The organism is Psychrobacillus sp. (assembly GCF_032154225.1).
Lineage (GTDB): Bacteria > Bacillota > Bacilli > Bacillales_A > Planococcaceae > Psychrobacillus.
The window spans coordinates 323,076-343,980 of record NZ_JALDYF010000001.1 but is presented as its reverse complement, the minus strand read 5'-3'; the positions used below and the strand labels follow the sequence as shown (position 1 = coordinate 343,980).

Below are 20,905 nucleotides of genomic sequence, written 5' to 3'. Positions count from 1 at the left end.
GCACTGTATTTTGATGAAAATCTGTTATTGGATTTGTATTGAAATGCAGTGCTTTTTTTTCTTCGTGTAATTCCAATCGTAGTGAAAACTGATATATCAAAAGAGTTAAAATAGTCTAATAATTAGTTGACAAGAGAATGCAACGTTGTTAAGATGTGAAGGAATAAAGTTTAAACTTCTTAAGTTCGATTAAAGTTGTTTGTACTTCCAAAAAAGTGAAAAAGCAGTGTCTTGGTCCATGGATAGGGCTATCGTAAATTCTCTTGCATTGCAATAAATAATAGAGGTTCCTATCCGTATATTTGATTCTGAATATTCGGTTACTTATAGGGTAAAAACAACAATTGTGAACGCTGAAAAAATATCAATCTGGTAGGAGAGTACTAATGACCAAAATCGGTACGGAAAAATTAGTTTTCGTATTGATTTTTTCAATAAGCGTCATTGATCATTCGTTAAAAAAGTTATATAAAGGGAGAGAATTCCATGAAAGTAGAAAACATGTCGAAGGAAATTAATCAATACTGTACCGAGATCGTAGAAAAGTATAAAATACCTGGTTTTGCAATCGGACTTGAAAAAGATGGAGAATTGCTATGGGGAAAAGGGTATGGGTATCGTGATGTAGAAAAAGAGCTACCGATGACGTCGGACACTGTAGTTGGAATTGGTTCGGTTACTAAGTCCTTTACATGTGTCGCAATTATGCAACTTCAAGAGGCTGGAAAGCTTTCTGTTCATGACCCTGTAGTTAAATATTTACCAGAATTTAAAACTCCTGATGAAGCACAAACAAAACAAATGACAATCCATCATTTTATGACACATACAGCTGGCTTACCTCCACTACCGACTTTATTGGCAGCATTGAAAAATAGTATTGTAAATGACCCAAGATTAGAGGGGTCAGAGGAATCAGCTGAAGAAGCAGAATTGAAGAAAAAAATTCCTTCCGTTGAGACTTATGAAGAATTATTCGCTTACATTGCAGAGCAAAAATATGAATTATTAGGTGTACCTGGTGAGGAGTTTAGTTACTCGAATGATTGCTACGCATTATTAGGGACGATTGTTGAACGGGTAAGTGGCCAAACGTATGAAGAATACGTCAAGAAAAACATTTTAGAACCGTGTGGCATGAAAAACAGTGTCTTCCATTTAAGAGAACTAGATGGACATGAAGACTACGCTACTCTATATAACTCTCAAGTGAAGGATGGAGAAACAGTCGTGTACGAGTCAAATAATCCATGGGATGCACCTTCAATGCGTGCGGCTGGATTCTTGAAGTCGACTGTTAAGGATATGCTCAAATATGCTGGAATCTTCAGTAATGGTGGGAAAGTAGGAGACAGTCAAGTGTTGTCGAATGAAAGTGTAGAACAAATGAGTACACCTTTTATCGAATGTGCACCAGGAAGGTATTATGGCTATGGCTTAATGATTACACCAGACTTCTTTGGTTACAAGTTAGTTGAACATGGCGGGGCTATAAAAGGAGTCGCAGCGCAAATGAACACAATTCCTGAACTCGGTTTAACGGGAATGTCGCTTACCAATTTGGGTGGTGTCCCATCTACTAAGCTATTATTCAGCGCATTTGCAGATTATTTAGGAAAATCGGTGACTGATACGCATATCGTATTTGAAGAAATCGAACAATCATCCGATTCTTTGCAAGAGTATGAAGGGGAGTTCCTATCAGGGGAAGGCTCAAAAACTCGTTTTCATGTGAAAGATGAAAAACTTTGCATTTCATCTGAAGACTTTGATTCTTTAGAACTTAAATCAGTCGGCAATGATAGCTTTACACTTCTATTTAGAGAATCTGAAATTCCAATTGTTTTTGTGAAAAATGAAGAAGGAGCAATTATCCGAGTTGCGTTAGGTTTTAGACAAATACCGAAAGTGAAATCGGAGGTAGAGTCATGAAGAAAGTATGGAATAAGTCTCTAATTTCAGTTGGGCTATTAGCAATCTTCCTGTTGATATTATCAGCATGTAGCTCGGATGGTTCGACGAGTGAAAAAGAGTCTGAAAAAGGGGGGGATCCGGGCAAAGGTGAAGAAGTACAAGAGAGTACTACACCAGTAACAGGTGGCAAGATTTCAATCGGATTAAATGCAGAACCTGATACGTTAGATATGCATAAAACAGGTATGGCTCTTGCTTCTATAGTTGGGAGTAATCTAGGTGCGGCACTTTTAGCGGTTGATCCTGAAACACAGGATATCAAGCCTCACATGGCAGAGAGCTATGAAGTTTCAGAGGATGGAAAAACACTTACGTTTAAGTTGCATTCAGGCATTACGTTCCATGATGGAACAGCACTTACCGCACAAGCTTATAAAGATACTTTTGATAGAGCAATGAATCCAGATACTGGCGCAGTTGTTGCAGGAAGTCTTTTATCGGATGTACAAGAGGTAACTGCACAGGATGAGTTAACTTTAGTTATTGAATTGAAGAAGCCATCAGCTCCTTTTTTAGTATTTTTAGCATCAGGTGGTTACTTACAACCATTGTCAATGGCAGCAATCGAACAGCATGGTGAAAATTACGGAAAGAATCCAGTTGGAGTCGGTCCGTGGAAATTCAATAAATGGGAAACTGGCCAATCTATACTACTAAGTAAAAACGAAGCATATAAATGGCCACAGTATTATTATGAAAACAGAGAAAGCCCTTATCCAGACGAGCTAGAATTTAAGTTTATTACAGATTATCAGACCAAATTAGCAGCACTTGATACTGGTTCTATAGACATTGCATTATATGTTGAGGCAAAAGATATCCAAAGATATCGAGATAATGACAAATTTGAAGTGAAAGAGCTTGAAAGACAAGGGTTAGGGTTACTAATGGAGATGAATACAGAAAATGAAAAATTACAGGACCCTAATATTCGAAAAGCCTTAAATATGGCAATTGATAAAAGTATCTTAGTGCAGGCGATATTGGCTGGGGAAGGGACCGTCGTAGATGGGCCACTTTCGTCAAACTTTTTTGGCTACGATCCAGAAGTTGAAAACTACGGGTACAAATACAATCAAGATGAAGCTATTAAATTACTAGAAAGTTCGGGATGGAGTAAGAATGGCAAAGGTATAATGGAGAAAAACGGAAAAGAGCTTAGTTTAGAGTTGCTAACAACTGCAGCTACTAATCAGCAAGCACAAATTATTCAAGCGATGACAAAGGAAATTGGGATTAGCATTGAAATTCAGTCAATGGAAAGTGCAACATTAATTGAAAAAGCTGGAAACGGTGAATTCGATCTTGCGTTCTTAAGTTATGCTTATAGCGATCCAGATATTTTGCTTCTGTTATTCCATTCAAGTCAAGGGGCATTAAACCATACTCGCGCAAACAATCCAGAGCTTGATGCACTACTAGAGCAAGGAAGAACAGAAATGGATTTGGAAAAAAGAAAAGAACTCTATATTGCTGCCCAAAAGATTATTGTAAAGGAAGCATATTGGGTACCTATCTATACAGAGAAAGTGTTCCACGTTATTAACAAAAGAGTTCATGGTGTAAAAAATTCAGCGACAGATTTACTATTTCATGATAGCTGGGTAGAGCAGTAATGGGACAGTTTATCGTAGGTCGCATTTTATCAGGAATCGTTGTAATTTTTGGAATATCAATTCTTTCCTTTTTATTAATCCACTTTATTCCTGGGGATCCTGTCAGAATTATGCTTGGTCAAAATGCGACACCGGATCAAATTGAGAGATTAACAGTTTATTTGGGGCTGGATCAGCCCCTTTTAGTTCAATACGGACATTATATTAGTAATGTACTTCAAGGAGATCTTGGAACATCACTAAAAACAGGTCAGCCGGTATTAACAGAAATTTTAGATCGTTTTCCGCAAACAGTAAAACTTGCGGCGGCTGGGATTTCCTTTGCAATAGTTATTGGTTTTACAGTTGGAACTTTGGCAGCTAAGTTCAAAGATACGTTCATCGATAGAATGGCAATGGGTTTTGCTATGTTAGGTGTATCAATTCCTGGTTTTTGGCTTGCAATTTTATTAATTATGGTGTTTTCAGTGAAGCTTGGCTGGTTTCCCATTGCAGAGGGTACGGGTTTGAGAGATTTAGTACTTCCATCGATAACACTTGGTGTACTTGCCTCTACAATAATTAGTCGGTTAACACGAAATGGAATGGTCGAAGTACTGTCTAAAGATTATATTCGCACGGCTCGAGCGAAAGGTCTCGATGAACGGGTAATTATTGTGCGTCACGCCCTTAGAAATGTACTATTACCAATTGTTACGGTCATTGGTTTGCAAATAGCCGGATTATTGGGGGGAACTGTTATTCTAGAACAAGTTTTCAACTGGCCGGGGTTAGGGACATTAGCAATTGGTGCAATTTCGTCAAGGGATTTTCCACTTATCCAAGGAACTGTATTATTTATGGGCATTGTCTATGTCAGCATAAATATTTTAGTGGATATTTCATACGGTATGATTGACCCTCGTGTGGATCTAAGCATGAAGGAGGAAAGTTAAATGGTGAAGTATGGAAAGGTTTACAGACCGATTCAAGCACGAACAATTCATAAGTCACCAGTTAATGTTGGTACTAGTGTATTTTCAAAAATCTATCAAAATAAACGAGCTAGATATAGTTTGTTTTTAATTTTATTTATTATTTTGATTGGAATATTTGCTCCTTTTATTGCCCCGCATGATCCAATAGAACCGCATTATGACGCTCTTTTAAGTGGACCTAGTAAAGAGTATATTTTAGGAACGGACGCACTTGGGAGGGACTTGCTGTCACGACTTATTTATGGAATTCAAGTAACTATAAAAGTTGCCTCAATTGCGGTAGGCATTACATTTATTGCAGGAACCTTTATTGGTCTTATTTGTGCGTATGTTGGTGGGGTTGTAGATAATATATTGATGAGGATTATGGATGTATTGTTGGCACTGCCAAGTATTGTCCTTGCATTGGCAATTGTTGCGATCTTAGGGCCGAGTCTTAATAATGCAATGATTGCGATCGGAATCGCTTCGATTCCTGGATTTGCGAGGTTGACTAGGGGGGCTGCACTGTCTGTCAAATCATCTGGGTATGTTGAGGCGAGTCGATCCATCGGAAGCTCACATGCTTGGATTTTAAGGAGACAGTTTCTTCCGAACGTTGCTTCCACTGTGTTAGTGTATACGACTATATTTATCGGTGGAGCGATATTAGATACAGCTGCTCTTAGCTTTATTGGACTTGGTGCACAACCTCCAACACCTGAATGGGGCTCGATGCTCAATGAGGGAAGAAATTATATTTATCAGGCATGGTGGTTAGCTATATTTCCGGGTATTGCAATAACGGTTGTTGTTTTTGCAGTCAACTATTTAGGAGACGCGCTTCGTGATATTTTTGATCCTGCGAATAATTAAAAGAGTAAATGATTGCATGGAGGTGTAGCAAAATGTCCTATGTGTTAGAAGTTAAAGGAATGACAACACAATTCACTACAAAAAAAGGCCCTATGACTGTGGTGGATCGAGTAAGTTTTAATGTCAAAAAGGGTGAAGTACTTGGTATTGTGGGAGAGTCAGGATGTGGAAAAAGCGTAACCTCATTGTCCGTGATGCGCCTTCTTGGTAAAAATGGAGAAGTATCTGAGGGAGAAGTGCTATTTAAAGGAGAAAATCTGGCTGTTTTTAGCGAGAAGGAGATGAGCAAAGTAAGAGGGAATGGGATATCTATGATTTTCCAGAACCCAATGACCTCGTTAAACCCTCTTTTGAAAATCGGCGTACAAATAGGAGAAGTTCTTGAAAAGCATAAGAAAATTAAAGGTGCAGAACTAAAAAAACAAGTTATCGAACTACTGGAGCTTGTTGAAATTTCGAGGGCAGAAGCGATTTACGATGAATATCCCCATCAATTATCTGGAGGGATGAAGCAACGTGTCATGATTGCACTTGCAGTTGCTTGTTATCCTTCTCTTCTAATTGCTGATGAGCCGACAACTGCACTTGATGTAACGATTCAGGCGCAAATATTGGATTTATTGAAATCATTAAGGAAAGAATTTGAAATGGCTATATTGCTAATCACGCATGATCTTGGTGTAGTAGCCGAGATGTGTGATCGGGTAGCTGTGATGTATGCAGGGCAAGTTGTAGAGACAACGGATACCCGTACATTGTTACGAAATCCACAGCACCCATATACGGTCGGTTTAATTGAATCAACTCCCCAGCAATCAAAGGGAGAAAAGAATCTAAAATCGATTCCGGGAAAAGTTCCGACTCCCGATCAGTTTGCAAAAGGATGTCGCTTTTCAGATCGGTGCTCAAAAGTAATGGAGAAGTGTTATATCAACCCACCTCCATTCGTAGATATTGATGGAACAACTTCTTCTAGGTGCTGGTTGCATGTCGGGAAGGAGGAAATAATAGATGACTACGCCGTTACTGCAAGTAAATGAATTGGTAAAGAAATTTCCGGTAAAAAAAGGATGGTTTCGGCATTCTGGCTACGTTCATGCTGTGAATGGAGTAAGTTTTGATCTGCAAGAGGGAGAAACACTTGGAATTGTTGGGGAATCTGGTTGTGGAAAGTCAACGACGGGGAGAAGTCTCTTACGCTTAATTGAACCAACAAGTGGCGAAGTAATTTTTCAAAATGTAGATATTACAAAAATTAGTAAAAATGATATGCATAAGTTTCGAAAAGATATACAGATGGTCTTTCAAAACCCAATGGATTCTATGAATCCGAAATTGACCATCCGGGAAATTATTTCCGAGCCACTGATTGCACATAAAGTACCGAAAGTGGAAAGAAACCAATTGATTAACGATACAATTAAACTAGTTGGTTTATCGGAAAATCATCTCTTTCTGCATCCAGAAAAGTTATCTGGTGGGCAACTCCAGCGGGTTGGCATTGCACGTGCAATCATTCTTAGACCAAAAATCGTAGTTGCTGATGAGCCTGTTTCTGCATTGGACGTGTCTGTGCAGTCCCAAATCTTAAACTTACTAAATAAATTACAAGAAGAACTTGGCTTGTCATATATATTTATTTCGCATGACTTAGCGGTCGTAGAGCATATCTCTCATCGTGTAGGTGTTATGTATTTGGGAGAAATGGTGGAATTAGCTACGAAAGATAAGCTATTTGAAAAACCTTATCACCCCTATACTCAGGCATTAATGTCTTCCATTCCAAAAACAGACCCAGATGAAGAAAAAGAAAGAATTATTCTAAAAGGGGAATTACCATCTCCATCTAATCCACCAACGGGTTGTAAGTTTCACCCCCGCTGTGTTCATGCGATGGAAGTTTGTAAGTCGGTAAATCCTACGTTCAAGGATGTTGAAGGGAGAAAGGTCGCCTGTCACTTGTATTGATAATTCTCTTATTCTAGATAAATTGTTTCATATTCGAAAGGGGTTCATACAATGAGATCCGTTATATCTGAAGATCTATATCAATTCGAATTGCCTAGCAATCCCATATTATCTCCGAATGGCAAGCAAGTCGTTTATGAAAAAACGATTGCACGAGAAACTACGAACGATTATGAAACGCATTTATGGCTGTCTGACGTGGATGGAAAAACGGAACGTGTACTTACGACATTAGGTACCCGTAACTTAAATGCAGTGTGGGCACCAGATGGAAAAACGATTGCTTATTTATCCAATCAATCGTGTGGAACCCAACTTTGGATGCATTCACTTGATGACGACGAAGCAAGAATGGTCACTCGTTTTAGAAGTAGCATGGGCTCCATTATTTTTGCCCCAGATGGAAAAAGTATATTTGCGACGGTATCTGTTAAACGCCAAGGGCATGTGGAAGTTTTAGAGGAGAATCATTCAGTAAGCGAATTAGAGCAACAAATAGCTAGTGACTATGTAACGTGGAAGAATAGTCCGAAACGAATTAATGAGCTGCATTATAAATTGGATGGAACAGGTTTACAAAAGGAACTTTATATGACTATCGTAGAAATCGATATCAATTCTGGCTCTTATGAACAATTAATCGACGAAAAGTATGCTGTTTTAGAACATACGGTTTCTCCTGACGGTAAGAAAATTGCATTTACTGCAATTACAACGAAAGATGCCAATCCACTTTTTGCGGGAGAGCTTTATACTGTTCCAACTATTGGTGGGGATGTAGAAATGCTTTATAGTCGTTTTCCGGTTTCTGGTCTTACGTATTCAACCGATGGAAAATGGATTAGCTTTTTTAGTGGAAATGGAGATGTTATACATAAGCAGCTATTTGTGATGTCTTCGGAAGGTGGGGAAGTCAACTGTTTGAGTGAACAGTATCCAGATACATTGGCTGATTTGAGCTATACTGATATGCGCTATATCCGAACGCCAGCAAAACCGCAGTGGTCCAAAGATAATCAGTTTATCTATGCACTCAGCACGCATCAAGGGACAAATGAAGTTGTCCGTTTTTCTCTAGCAAAGGATTGCAGTCCTACGACAGTTGTTGGTGGAAAACGAACTATTTTTCATTTTACGTTTGATGGAGAAGATACAATTGTAGCTGCGTATTCATCAGGAAATCATCCAGGGAAAGTTGCAGCCATTCGTTTTTCAGAGGAAGATTATGTTGCTCGTAAACTTCGTAAGCCGACAGATGAATTGCCAATAGTGGAAGAAGCTTTTCCTATTGAAGAAATTCGCTTAGACACATGCAATGAGGAATTGTTAACGAAAATTGTTGTAGTAGAGCCGGAAGAGTTTTCTTATTCTTCAGTAGATGGATGGAAAATTCAAGGATTCCTATTGAAACCTGCTAATAGGACACCTGGAGAGAAGTATCCACTTTTTTTAGATATTCATGGTGGTCCTCATTCGATGCATGCTTTTACTTATTTTCTTCAGATGCAATTGCTTAGTGCACAAGGGTTTGCTGTTATGTATACAAATCCACGGGGGAGTTCTGGATTTGGGGAGGAATTTACAAAATCTGTTCAAGGCGATTACGGTGGCAAAGATATGCAGGATATTTTAAATGGAGTAGATGAGGTTATTAAGCGTTATGATTTCATTGACGGTACAAGAGTTGCGGTGAATGGGCTAAGTTATGGAGGCTTCATGACGAATTGGCTCATTGCGCATACAGATCGTTTTTATGCAGCCGTTTCGGAAGGTTGTATTTCGAACTGGGTTTCTATGTATGGTACAAGTGATATTTGCCCAGGTTTTTTGGATAACGAGTTTGCTGGTCAAACTGAAATGGAAACATTGTGGAAGCTTTCACCACTCGCTTATGTTGACAATGTACAAACACCACTTTTACTCATGCATGCTGAAGAGGACTTACGCTGTCCAATTGAGCAAGCCGAGCAATTCTATTCGCATATAAAACGTCAGGGGAAGGAAGTTGAATTTCTACGTTTTCCGAATTCAAGCCATAGCATGTTACAAAACGGGCAACCCAAAAATCGAATTACTCGCATAGATGCAATAAAACAGTGGGTTAGTGAACACTTGGAGAAATAAAAGAAGAAAGGGTTTGAGAATGATGAATTTACAAAGTGTTCTTGAAGATGTTCTGAAAGAGACAACGGGTTCGTTTGGTGTAGCTGTGCAGCATCTTCAAACAGGGGAAAAAGCAAGTATTAACCCTACTCAACTGTATCAAATGGCGAGTTCTTTTAAGATTCCAATACTCGCGACACTACTCCGCGATGTAGACAGGGGAAAACTTTCTCTTGCAGATCAAATTGAAATTGGAGAGACAGATTATGTACCAGGCTCTGGGGTTCTTACCCAATTGAGCCTGGGTGTCAAAGTCACGATTAAAGATTTGGCGATGTTGATGATTATTGTGAGTGACAATATCGCAACAGACCGAATTTTAAGACTGGTTGGTGTTGAAAATGTCTCCGCTTACATGAAAGAGCTTGGATTAGTAAATCTTCATATTAACCAAAGTTGTTGGGAACTGATTTGTGTAGGATTAGGAATAGATGTTAAATCTTATACGCCTGAAGCTGCCGAACAGTTGCGTGCGCGGAAATTCACTTCCGATTCTTTTGATAAGAGTAGCTTGGTCTTTCAGGTGGATCAGCGAAGCAATGCATCGACTCCGGAGGATATGAATCATTTACTCGAAATGATTTTTAACAAAGAAATATTAACGGAAGATTTATGCGACACGATGCTAGATATCCTATCAAAACAGCAATTTAATGGGCGTATACCTTATCTTTTACCCAATGGAACAAAAGTTGCGCACAAAACAGGTACAATCGGTGATGTCATTAATGACGTTGGAATTGTTTATTTGCCGAAGGATCTAGGCGCATTCACGATGACGATATTCTCAAGTGATAATAGCTCAATGGAAGAAGGAGAAAGAACGATCGCACGTTTAACGAAATCCGCATATGATTATTTTTTGTTCACTGCTAAAGTATAGGGCATCCATACAAATAAAGGAGGCGGTAAGGATGAAAATATTAATTGGAGAGATTGCACATGAAACGAATACTTTTTCGAATGTAAAAACTGACGAACAATCGTTTCGGCTATGGGGATGGGATGTGGGAGAAGAGATTTTAACAAAACATCGAGGGGTTCGTAATGCGATTGGTGGGATGATTGATCAGGCTGAAAAACTTGAAATTGATATCTTACCTACATTCACGACTTTTGCCTATCCAGCGGGAATTATTACAACGGAGGCTTTCAATGCGTTGAGAGATGAGTTGATCGGTAGAGTGAAGGAAGCGAAAGGATATGATGCTGTCGTTCTCAGCTTACACGGGGCAGGTGTAGCTGAACCGACGGAAGATTTTGAAGGAACACTATTAACCGAAATTCGCGCCATTATTGGCAATGACATTCCTCTCATTGTGACACTCGATTTACATGCTAATATGACAGAGAAAATGGTTGAAGCTGCCGATGTTATTATCGGCAATCATTTATATCCCCATACAGATAGTTTTGAAAATGGAATGGAAGCCGTGGAGCTAGCTAAAAAGATTGTAGAGGGAACTCTGAAGCCGACGATGTACTTATCACTGTTACCTATGATTATTCCAACTTCAACAACGAATTTATCGCCTGCTAAAGACGTAAATGAACTATGCTATCAATGGGAAGCGAGTGAAAATGTAGTTGATTGTACATTTTATCATGGGTTTCCCTATACAAATATTAGTAATATAGGTGTTGGGGTGTTAGTGACGACAAATGACAATGCCGAACTTGCGCAACAAATAGCCGAAGAGGTTAGTGATTTTATTTGGAAGATGAGACATGATTTTATTGTAAAAAAACCGAACCCAAAAGAGGGAATAGAACTTGCTTTAAAGCAAGAAGGGCGACCTATCATTTTGAATGAAACATCCGATAATCCTGGAGGTGGTACTCCTGGTGACGGAACCTTTTTACTACGACAATTGATTGATAGCAATTTGGAAAGTGCATGTTTTGGATATATATATGATCCTGAAACAGTGCGAAAAGTTAGTAAGGCCGGTGTAGGGGCGACTGTAAATATCGTGTTGGGCGGTAAAACGGATTCTCTTCACGGTGAACCAATCGAAACAGAAGCTTATGTTAAATCCATAACGGATGGGAGATTTATTCAAACGTCACCTATGGAGAAAGGCACGCATGTAAACCTTGGTTTATCTGTCAGAGTTCAATGTAATGGCATTGATGTCATCATTTGCTCTGTAAAATCGCAAACATTGGATGAGCAAGTATTCTTGCTGCACGGAATCGATGTTCGAGATTATAAAATAGTAGGATTAAAATCAAGCCAACATTTCAGGGCGGGATTTGAACCAATATGTAAGGGGATTATTACGGTTGATTCGCCAGGCTTAACAACACTCGATTTTAGTTCTTTTAATTATTCAAATTTAAAAACAAAATTATTCCCTTTACATGAGGTTTCTTATCGAGGAATTAAAGTAGAAATTTGAGGTGACTTTGTACTCGAGTTGATTGAAGCTCAAGGCGATGTCTTTTGCGGGAAGAATCCGCCTAAAGTGGAGTTCAACCTTGTCCAGTAGAATCTTTACGTGAGCATATTTATAACAAAAAGATCACGTTACATAATGGAGATGAAGTAATGGAAATAAATGAATTAATCCAAAGTAAATTTGATGAAATGTCAAAGGGGCAAAAGAAAGTTGCAACTTATGTTACGGATCATCCAAAAGAGATTGCACTATCATCTGCCCAAGAAATTGGCACTAAAATTGGTGTCAGTGAAACGACCGTCATTCGTTTTTGCTATAGCTTATCGCTTACGGGCTATGCCGAATTGCAGAAAATAATACGAGAGCAACTTTTGTTTCACGAGAGTAGTTATACGTTATACCAAAAATCGAAACTTGAACTGGAGCAAGAGCCACATTTTTATGAAAAGGTCATGGAGCGAGATCGAAAGAATATTTCAGAAACAATTAAGCAAATAAAAGAAGAAGATTTTGAATCAGCAATCGAAAGACTTTCGAAAGCGGAAACCATATACATCCTTGGACTCCGTTCTTCGTATGGCGCAGCAAGCTGGTTGTCTTTAACGCTTGGTTTAGTGAAAGGAAATGTCCGTCAGCTAAGGCCAGAATCGGAAGATATCATTCAAGTAATTAGCCAAATGAATGAAAAATCTGTCGTTATTGTTATCTCATTTCATCGGTATACAAAGGAAACGATTCAAATTGCGAAGCTGGCTCATACACAAAAGGCTTTCGTTATCGGAATTACTGATTCTTTGTTAGCACCGATTCATTCTTATAGTAATTTATTATTTTCGATTTATTCGCCAAACAAGTCGACAATCGATGCAGTGACTCCCCTGTTTTCATTGATGAATGCAATTGTTGCTGGGCTCTCCGTGAAAGAAAAGAAGTTTTTTGATGAAAGGCATGCGCAATATAAAACAGTGCGTAGCGATTTCTTTTTCGAGGAAGGAGTAGATTGAACATGAAAATAGCAGTTGAGGAAGTGAAATCGATTGTCGATGATGTGTTTGCACATTTACACGGACATCCTGAAGTGAGTTGGCAGGAAGTGGAGACAACTCGCTATTTGCAGGGCTTATTGGAAAAAGAAGGTTTTGAAGTGACGACATTCGATGATTCAACGGGGTTGGTCGTTACTGTGGGATCTGGAGCGCATTGTGTGGCCATTCGGTCAGACATTGATGCACTTTGGCAAGAAGTAGATGGAGTCTATAAAGCAAACCATTCCTGCGGTCATGATGCCCATATGACGATAGCAGTAGGTGCAATGCTCGTATTAAAGAAGCTTGGATATCCAAAAATCGGCCGCTTAAAAGCAATTTTTCAACCTGCTGAAGAAAAAGGGAATGGGGCATTATCGTTTGTCAATAAAGGAATTGTTGACGACGTAGATTATTTATACGGTGTCCATCTTCGTCCTATCCAAGAAATTGGTCACGGTTACTCGGCTCCCGCTATCCTGCATGGTTCTGCAAAATCAATCCAGGGCTCCATTAGTGGGACAGATGCACATGGTGCAAGGCCACATCTTGGTGAAAATGCGATCGAAGTTGGAGCTTTACTCGTTCAGGCACTTCAATCTATTCATCTAGATCCGATGGTTCCACATTCCGTGAAAATGACAATGTTCAAAGCAGGCGGGGAGTCCTCGAATATTATTCCAGGAAATGCCTTATTCAGTTTAGATCTACGTGCACAAACAAATGTAGCTATGACGGAGTTAATGAGTAAAGTGAAGCAAGCCATGCGCTCTGTTGCAGTCATGTCAGGTGTTGAAATTGATTATGAAGTAGACTCTGAAATTGCAGCTGCAGAAGTAGACGAAACAGCTGTGGAAATGATGGCGCAAGCGATAGGGGCAACAGTCGGAGAGGCATATCTCAAGCCGCCAATCGTTACCCCAGGCGGAGAAGACTTTCATTATTACGCACTGAAAAGACCAAAAGTAAAATCGACAATGCTTGGCCTTGGCTGTGATTTATCACCTGGACTTCATCATCCTAATATGTTGTTTAATAAAGAGAGTTTGCTAACTGGAATTGAAATCATCGTTCGGGCGGTTATTCTGTCATTCGAACGATTAGAACAAGAGGTGTAAAAATAGTGGAGGCTAAAATAACAATACGCTCATTAAAAACAAATGAGGAAATGCGTCTGATCGCTGGACTGGAACGTGTAATATGGGGGAGCGATCCGATTCCAATTCACCAAACATATACCGCTGTGAAAAACGGAGGATTAATGTTGGGAGCTTTTTCTGGAGCCGTCATTGTCGGATTTTCATATAGCTTTCCAGGGATTGCAAATGGGAAATTACATTTATGCTCGCATATGCTTGGCATCCACCCTGATTATCAACAAATGGGAATTGGCAAGTCACTGAAAGAGGAACAACTTAAGTGTGCTAAGGAAATGGGCTATGACTTAATTAGGTGGACGTTCGACCCGCTTGAATGTCGAAATGCCTATTTAAATGTATCAAAACTATTTGCAGTTTGTGATACATATCTCGAAAATTGCTACGGTGAAATGGAAGATGGTCTAAACAAAGGGTTACCGTCCGACCGATTTAACATCGAATGGTGGATTACAAGTGTACGTGTAGAAGAGAAATGGGTTCCGAAAATAGCCGAGTATAATAGACCATTTAACATTAGTCAGTCTGAAAAAGGGAATCCCTTGCTTCTATATTCAGGCGAAACGTTTCTCACAAATAGTGAAGGAATCGAAGTTCCTATTCCACAAAACTTTCAGGGGATAAAGAAAAATGAACCTGAACTCGCTCTGGATTGGCGCATGAAAACGAGAGCAATCTTTCAATCGTTGTTTGGAGCAGGTTATGTTCTTGTCAATGTAAGCCGAACATCAGAAAACGTACATTATTATCAATTGGTGAAAAAAGAGTCCATTCCATTATGAAATAGAGGCGAAATTAAATGATCATTAAAGAAATTAATATTCGTAAAATGAAAATGACGATGAAACATCCTTTCACGACAAGTTTTGGTACATTCCAAGAAAAAGAGTTTCTACTATTGGAAGTGAAAGACGAATTAGGGAATACAGGATGGGGAGAATCTGTCGCATTTCACTCGCCTTGGTACAGTGAAGAAACGCTGAAAACCAATTTGCATATCATTCAAGATTTTCTAATACCCCTTATATTAGGTAAAGAAATCGGGCATCCGGATGAAGTGAGTGCATTATTCGGTTCGATTCGTAAAAATAATATGGCGAAATCGACTGTTGAAGGTGCTATTTGGGATTTATACGCAAAGTGCAATAAAATGACACTTGCCGAAGCATTAGGTGGTAAATTAGATAAAATCGAAGTCGGGATTAGTATTGGGATTGAGGAAAACGTTGAGGATTTAATAGAACTTGTTCGGGGCTTTGTCGAAGAAGGGTATAAACGCATCAAGGTGAAGATCAAGCCAGGCTATGACGTGGAAGTATTGCGAGAACTACGAAAACGCTTCCCGGATGTTCCTTTAATGGCAGATGCCAATTCGGCATACACACTCAAAGATATCAATCTATTAAAACAGTTAGATGATTTTAACTTGACGATGATTGAGCAGCCACTCGCGTCAGATGACATTATTGACCATGCTAATTTGCAAAACGAATTGACTACACCTATTTGTTTAGATGAAAGCATTCATTCGCTTGAAGATACTCGAAAAGCGCTCGAACTTGGTAGCTGTAAGGTTATCAATATTAAAATTGGACGCGTTGGTGGTTTAACAGAAGCGAAGAAAATTCATGATTATTGTATGGTGCGTAATATACCTGTTTGGTGTGGTGGGATGTTGGAGTCTGGAATTGGACGTGCGCATAACATTGCACTAACAACACTTCCAAACTTTATTTTACCGGGCGATACAGCAGGCTCATCCCGTTATTGGGAAGAAGATATTGTTTCTCCTGAAATCGTTGTAGAAGAAGGTTTTATAACTGTCCCCTTAAATTATGGAATTGGATACGAGCCAAATTTAAAAGCGATGGATAAATACACTGTTGAGGAAATAAATTATAAAGCTTAATAACTTTGTGAAGAGATTGGTAGGCGTCCACCTCTTCACTATCACACTAGCTCTTGGATAAAATCCACGGAAGATATCATGGTCTTTCGTGGTTTTTTCAATAAGCACCAAGGAATAGAGAAGAATTGTATAAAAAAGGGAGATGGATTTATGATAGTAGAAAAAATGTCGAAAGAAATTGATCAGTATTGTAACGAAATCGTAGAAAAGTATAAAATACCTGGATTTGCAATAGGGCTTGCAAAAGAGGGGGAACTCCTTTGGGGAAAAGGTTTTGGCTATCGTGATGTAGAAAAAGAGCTTCCAGTAACAATGGATACAGTTTTTGGGATTGCTTCGGTTACAAAATCCTTTACGTGTGTAGCCATTATGCAACTTCAAGAGGCGGGGAAACTATCTGTTCATGATCCGATTATCACATATTTGCCGGAATTTAAAACTCCTGATGACAAGCAAACCGAACAAATCACGATTCATCATCTCATGACACATACAGGTGGGTTACCACCACTACCAACTCTATATGGAGCAATGAAAAGGAGTATGGAAAATGACCCTAAGTTTGATGAAGGGGCGAAACAAGCCGAACAGCAAGATTCAAAAAAATCTCTTCCTTACGTAGAAACAACTGAGGAACTCTTTGCTTCTCTTGCGAAAGAAGAATATGAATTATTAGGTGCTCCAGGTAAGGAATTTAGTTATTCAAACGATGGTTATGCCTTACTCGGCGTTATTATTGCCCGAGTGAGTGGCCAAGTTTATGAAGAGTATATAAAGGAACATATTTTGGATTTGATTGGCATGGAAAATAGCCTTTGTCATATGGACGAGATACATGCACATGAAGATGTTGCGATTTTATATAACTCTCGAAAGAAAGATGGAGAAACTATTGTGTTCGAATCAAATAATCCCTGGGATGCCACATCAATGCGAGCGTCAGGATTTTTGAATTCGTCAATGAAGGATATGCTCAAATACACTGAAATCTATCGAAATGGGGGTATGGTCGGGGACGTTCAAGTGTTGACTAATGAAAGCGTGGAACAAATGATGACTCCTTTTATCGAATTGGTACCGGGTAGCTATTATGGCTATGGCTTAATGATTACGCCAGATTTTTTTGGATATAAACTTGTTGAACATAGTGGTGGGAAAAAAGGAGTATCTTCTCAAATGAGTATTATTCCTGAATTAGGTTTAACAGGGGTTGCGCTCGCTAACTTAGCGGGTGTTCCATCTTCTAAAATGTTATCCAGCGCATTTAAAGAATACTTAGGAAAACCGTTTACAGCTAAACATATAAGCGTTGAGGAAGTGGACATAGCGCCAGACCTCTTGTATGAGTATGAAGGTGATTTTCTATCAGGTGAAGGCATGGCACTAAAATTTTATGTGAAAGATGAAAAATTCTTTGCTGCATCTGGAGAATATGTTGATCTAGAGCTTAAGTTTGTCGGCAATGATTCATTCTTACTTCAACTTTTAGAAGGTGAAACAACGATTCGTTTCGTGCGAAATGAAGGTGGAAAAGTTATTCGAGTTGCATTTGGATCTAGACAAATATCGAAAGTTAAAGGGAGTGGTTTTCATGGAAGTAAGAAAAATGTCGAAGGAAATTGATCAGCATTGTAACGAGACGATTGAAAAGTGTAAAATACCAGGCTTTGCAATTGCGATTGCAAAAGAAGAAGTACTCCTCTGGGGAAAAGGTTATGGCTATCGTGACATAGAAAAAGAGCTTCCAGTAACGATGGATACGGTGTTCGGAATTGGTTCTGTTACAAAATCCTTTACTTGTGTAGCCATTATGCAACTTCAAGAGGTTGGAAAACTTTCTGTTCATGATTCTGTTGTCGATTATTTACCAGAGTTTAAAACAGCGGACAAAAAGCACACGGAACAAATTACGATTCATCATTTTATGACACATACAGCTGGATTACCACCATTACCAACGCTATTTGCAGCATTGAGAAGGAGTATGGAAAACGATCTTAAATTGGAAGAAGCAGAGAAGCAAACTGAACAACAAGCATCAAAAACTCCACTTGCTTACGTAGAAACTGCAGAGGAACTCTTTGCGTCCCTTGCAAAAGAAACATATGAATTATTAGGTGCCCCAGGTATGGAATTCAGTTATTCAAACGATTGTTATGCTTTACTCGGTCTTATTATTGAACGAGTGAGTGGCCAATCCTACGAAGAATATATAATGGAACATATTTTAAATCCGATCGGTATGGAAAATAGCGTCTTTCATTTGGAAGAATTAAATGCACATGAAGACATTGCTGTTTTATACGACTCACGAAAACAAGATGAGGAAACAATCGTGTTTGAATCGAATAATCCTTGGGATGCGCCTATAATGCGATCAGCCGGTTTTTTGAAGTCGACAGCTAAGGACATGCTCAAATATGCTGATATCTTCCGAAATGGTGGTAAGGTCGGGGACATTCAAGTGTTGACAAATGAAAGCGTAGAACAAATGATGACTCCTTTCATCGAATTGGTACCGGGTAGCTATTATGGCTATGGCTTAATGATTACACCAGATTTCTTTGGGTACAAACTTGTTGAACATAGTGGTGGAATAAAAGGAGTATCTTCTCAAATGAGTATTATTCCTGAATTAGGTTTAACGGGGATTGCTCTTGCAAATTTAGCAGGTGCTCCATCTTCTAAAATGTTATCCAGCGCATTTAAAGAATACTTAGGAAAACCATTCACAGCTAAACATATAAGCGTTGAAGAAGTGGACGTAGTAACAGATTCCTTGCAAGAATATGAAGGGGAATTTCTATCAGGTGAAGGTATGGCACTGAGATTTTATGTGAAAGATGAAAAACTCCTCGCTTCATCTGGAGAATACGCTGATGTAGAGCTTAAGTTTGTGGGCAATGATTCATTCTTACTCCAATTTTTAGAGAATGAAACGAGGATTCGTTTTGTGAGAAATGAAGAAAGAAAAATTATTCGAGCTGCATTTGGATCTAGACAAATACCGAAAGTTAAATAGAAGAGTAGGAAAGAATAAAAAAAAGTGAAGGCAATTTTTGATGAAAGCACGTTAATTTGGAGGAGTTCAAATGTCAATCACTATTATAAAAAATGGAACACTAATTGATGGTCAAGGAGGAGAACCGGTCGCTGGAGGGGCAGTCGCTTACGATGGAAGTAAGATTGTTTTTGTAGGGCTTCAAAAGGAACTCCCATCATTTGACGGTGAAATAGCAGAAATCGATGCAGAAGAGGGTTTTATTTTACCGGGATTTATAGACTCACATGTACATGTGATGATGGAATATGGGCCGATTGAGAGTACGCTTTCAACCCCCTTTTCATATAACTTTTATAAATCTATCAGTTATTTGAAAGACACACTTTATGCAGGGGTTACGACCGTTCGCGATTGTGCAGGAGCTGATCTCGGTCTAAAAAAAGCAATTGAAGATGGTTTAGTAGAAGGTCCACGCTTGCAAGTGAGTATAATGGCACTGACAACAACCGGTGGACACGGTGATTCTTATACAACGTCTGGACAGTACGTTGGACTTATGCAAAATCCGTATCCAGGTATGCCAAATGGAGTATGTGATGGTGTAGAAGAAGTCCGGAAAAAAGTAAGAGAAATGCTTCGCGCGGGAGCAGATGTCATTAAAGTGCATGCGACTGGAGGAGTTCTAAGTCCGACCGATCATCCTGAATTCACACAGTTCTCAATAGAGGAACTAAAAGTTATGGTAGAAGAAGCAAAGTTTCGCAAGGGTTTAAAAGTGATGGCTCACGCACAAGGGACAGAAGGGGTTAAAAATGCTGTTCGAGCAGGTGTTCATTCAATCGAACATGGTATTTACCTTGATGACGAAGCCATTGACCTTATGATTGAGCATGGAACCTATCTTGTCCCTACTTTGCTTGCACCGGTAGCTGTGATGGAAATCGCTGAAAACGGAGGTATGCCAGCGTGGGCTGTAGCTAAAGCAACTGAAGTGATTAACGTGCATAAAGAAAGTATAGAAAAAGCTTATAAAGCGGGTGTCAAGATTGCAATGGGGACTGATGCGGGTGTCATGAAGCATGGAACGAACTTGCGAGAACTTTATCTTATGACGGAGATTGGAATGACGCCTATGGAAGCAATTGTTGCTACAACAAAAACAGCAGCAGAATGTCTAGGTTGGGAAGACCATATCGGAACACTTGAGGCGGGAAAACTAGCAGACATCGTAATTACAAAAACGAACCCGCTGGATGATATCAAATCCCTCTCGGACACTACAAATATAATGATTGTCGTAAAGGATGGCAAGGTTGTAAAGAATTTTAGCGCAGTATGAATAAACTAGTAGTCGTGCAAAGTAGAATAGGAAAAAGTAATTGCAGTACTTATAATTGTGTCCGTTAATCAATATTTTTGATATAGATATACAGAAAAGCGAGAAGCTCTTATCGCTATAAGAGACTCTCGCTTTTTATGTGAAAGCTTATTATCGCTCACAAGCAATGCCATCTTTATCACGATCTTTGCCACTGTTCAGGTTGTATATTTCTGAAGAAACAGTAGGTTTATACTTCGTCTTACCACCTTTATTTTTTACCTTCGCATCTTTGGCAACTCCACCTGCGTAAACCTTATTTAATTCTTTGCAGTTGGCAAATTTTTGAGCTGCTGCATCTGTCGGTACTGGTGAAATTGTAGATATCCCTAATATTAAAGTTATTGAAAGTAGTATTGTTGCGAATTTTTTCATTTTATTTCCTCCTTTTATATGCTTCTTACTTATTATTTTATAATTTACCATAGTTCCATAGTTTGTCCAAATTCTTCTGCTTTTGGTGTAAGAAAGTAGTTT

General features: G+C 39.0%; 17 protein-coding genes. 16 read left to right on the top strand and 1 reads right to left on the bottom strand.

The window, feature by feature from the left end:
* Positions 1–486: 486 nt before the first annotated feature.
* The 16 genes from RUH95_RS01745 (at position 487) to RUH95_RS01670 (ending at position 20,389) form a co-directional block, all read left to right on the top strand.
* Positions 487–1,932, top strand: coding sequence for a serine hydrolase domain-containing protein (locus tag RUH95_RS01745; RefSeq protein WP_313891088.1), 1,446 nt, complete (start codon positions 487–489; stop codon positions 1,930–1,932).
* Positions 1,929–3,590 carry an ABC transporter substrate-binding protein gene (locus RUH95_RS01740; protein WP_313891087.1) on the top strand — a complete coding sequence of 554 codons (1,662 nt, stop codon included), beginning with the start codon at positions 1,929–1,931 and terminating at the stop codon, positions 3,588–3,590. The genes RUH95_RS01745 and RUH95_RS01740 overlap by 4 nt, the downstream gene beginning before the upstream one ends.
* Complete coding sequence (gene nikB / locus RUH95_RS01735) at positions 3,590–4,525, top strand: nickel ABC transporter permease (protein WP_313891086.1); 936 nt, start codon at positions 3,590–3,592, stop codon at positions 4,523–4,525. The genes RUH95_RS01740 and nikB overlap by 1 nt, the downstream gene beginning before the upstream one ends.
* Entirely contained in the window at positions 4,526–5,422 is an 897-nt protein-coding gene (locus RUH95_RS01730; protein ID WP_313891085.1) for an ABC transporter permease, read from the top strand. It begins immediately after the preceding gene.
* Between the two features lie 32 nt (positions 5,423–5,454).
* Entirely contained in the window at positions 5,455–6,462 is a 1,008-nt protein-coding gene (locus tag RUH95_RS01725; RefSeq protein ID WP_313891084.1) for an ABC transporter ATP-binding protein, read from the top strand.
* Positions 6,434–7,390 (top strand): ABC transporter ATP-binding protein, encoded by a 957-nt coding sequence (locus RUH95_RS01720; protein ID WP_313891083.1) that lies wholly within the window; start codon positions 6,434–6,436, stop codon positions 7,388–7,390. Before RUH95_RS01725 ends, RUH95_RS01720 begins: the two co-directional genes overlap by 29 nt.
* Positions 7,391–7,441: 51 nt before the next feature.
* Positions 7,442–9,514 carry a S9 family peptidase gene (locus RUH95_RS01715; RefSeq protein ID WP_313891082.1) on the top strand — a complete coding sequence of 691 codons (2,073 nt, stop codon included), beginning with the start codon at positions 7,442–7,444 and terminating at the stop codon, positions 9,512–9,514.
* 19 nt (positions 9,515–9,533) lie between these two features.
* Positions 9,534–10,436 carry a serine hydrolase gene (locus RUH95_RS01710; protein ID WP_313891081.1) on the top strand — a complete coding sequence of 301 codons (903 nt, stop codon included), beginning with the start codon at positions 9,534–9,536 and terminating at the stop codon, positions 10,434–10,436.
* Between the two features lie 31 nt (positions 10,437–10,467).
* Positions 10,468–11,955 carry a M81 family metallopeptidase gene (locus RUH95_RS01705; RefSeq protein ID WP_313891080.1) on the top strand — a complete coding sequence of 496 codons (1,488 nt, stop codon included), beginning with the start codon at positions 10,468–10,470 and terminating at the stop codon, positions 11,953–11,955.
* Positions 11,956–12,104: 149 nt separating this feature from the next.
* On the top strand, positions 12,105–12,959 hold the full coding sequence (locus RUH95_RS01700; protein WP_313891079.1) for a MurR/RpiR family transcriptional regulator: 855 nt from the start codon (positions 12,105–12,107) through the stop codon (positions 12,957–12,959).
* 2 nt (positions 12,960–12,961) lie between these two features.
* Positions 12,962–14,098 carry a M20 peptidase aminoacylase family protein gene (locus tag RUH95_RS01695; RefSeq protein WP_313891078.1) on the top strand — a complete coding sequence of 379 codons (1,137 nt, stop codon included), beginning with the start codon at positions 12,962–12,964 and terminating at the stop codon, positions 14,096–14,098.
* 5 nt (positions 14,099–14,103) lie between these two features.
* The gene (locus tag RUH95_RS01690; protein WP_313891077.1) at positions 14,104–14,919 is read left to right on the top strand and encodes a GNAT family N-acetyltransferase; all 816 of its coding nucleotides are present in this window, start codon (positions 14,104–14,106) and stop codon (positions 14,917–14,919) included.
* Positions 14,920–14,936: 17 nt separating this feature from the next.
* On the top strand, positions 14,937–16,046 hold the full coding sequence (gene menC / locus RUH95_RS01685) for an o-succinylbenzoate synthase (protein WP_313891076.1): 1,110 nt from the start codon (positions 14,937–14,939) through the stop codon (positions 16,044–16,046).
* Positions 16,047–16,196: 150 nt separating this feature from the next.
* Positions 16,197–17,669 (top strand): serine hydrolase domain-containing protein, encoded by a 1,473-nt coding sequence (locus tag RUH95_RS01680; RefSeq protein ID WP_313891075.1) that lies wholly within the window; start codon positions 16,197–16,199, stop codon positions 17,667–17,669.
* Entirely contained in the window at positions 17,638–19,068 is a 1,431-nt protein-coding gene (locus RUH95_RS01675) for a serine hydrolase domain-containing protein (protein ID WP_313891074.1), read from the top strand. Before RUH95_RS01680 ends, RUH95_RS01675 begins: the two co-directional genes overlap by 32 nt.
* Positions 19,069–19,138: 70 nt before the next feature.
* On the top strand, positions 19,139–20,389 hold the full coding sequence (locus RUH95_RS01670; RefSeq protein WP_313891073.1) for a metal-dependent hydrolase family protein: 1,251 nt from the start codon (positions 19,139–19,141) through the stop codon (positions 20,387–20,389).
* A 150-nt stretch (positions 20,390–20,539) separates the two neighbouring features.
* Here the strand turns inward: RUH95_RS01670 and RUH95_RS01665 are convergent, their stop codons facing one another.
* Positions 20,540–20,803: an excalibur calcium-binding domain-containing protein gene (locus RUH95_RS01665; protein WP_313891072.1), complete on the bottom strand. Its 264-nt coding sequence runs from the start codon at positions 20,801–20,803 to the stop codon at positions 20,540–20,542.
* Positions 20,804–20,905: the final 102 nt, after the last annotated feature.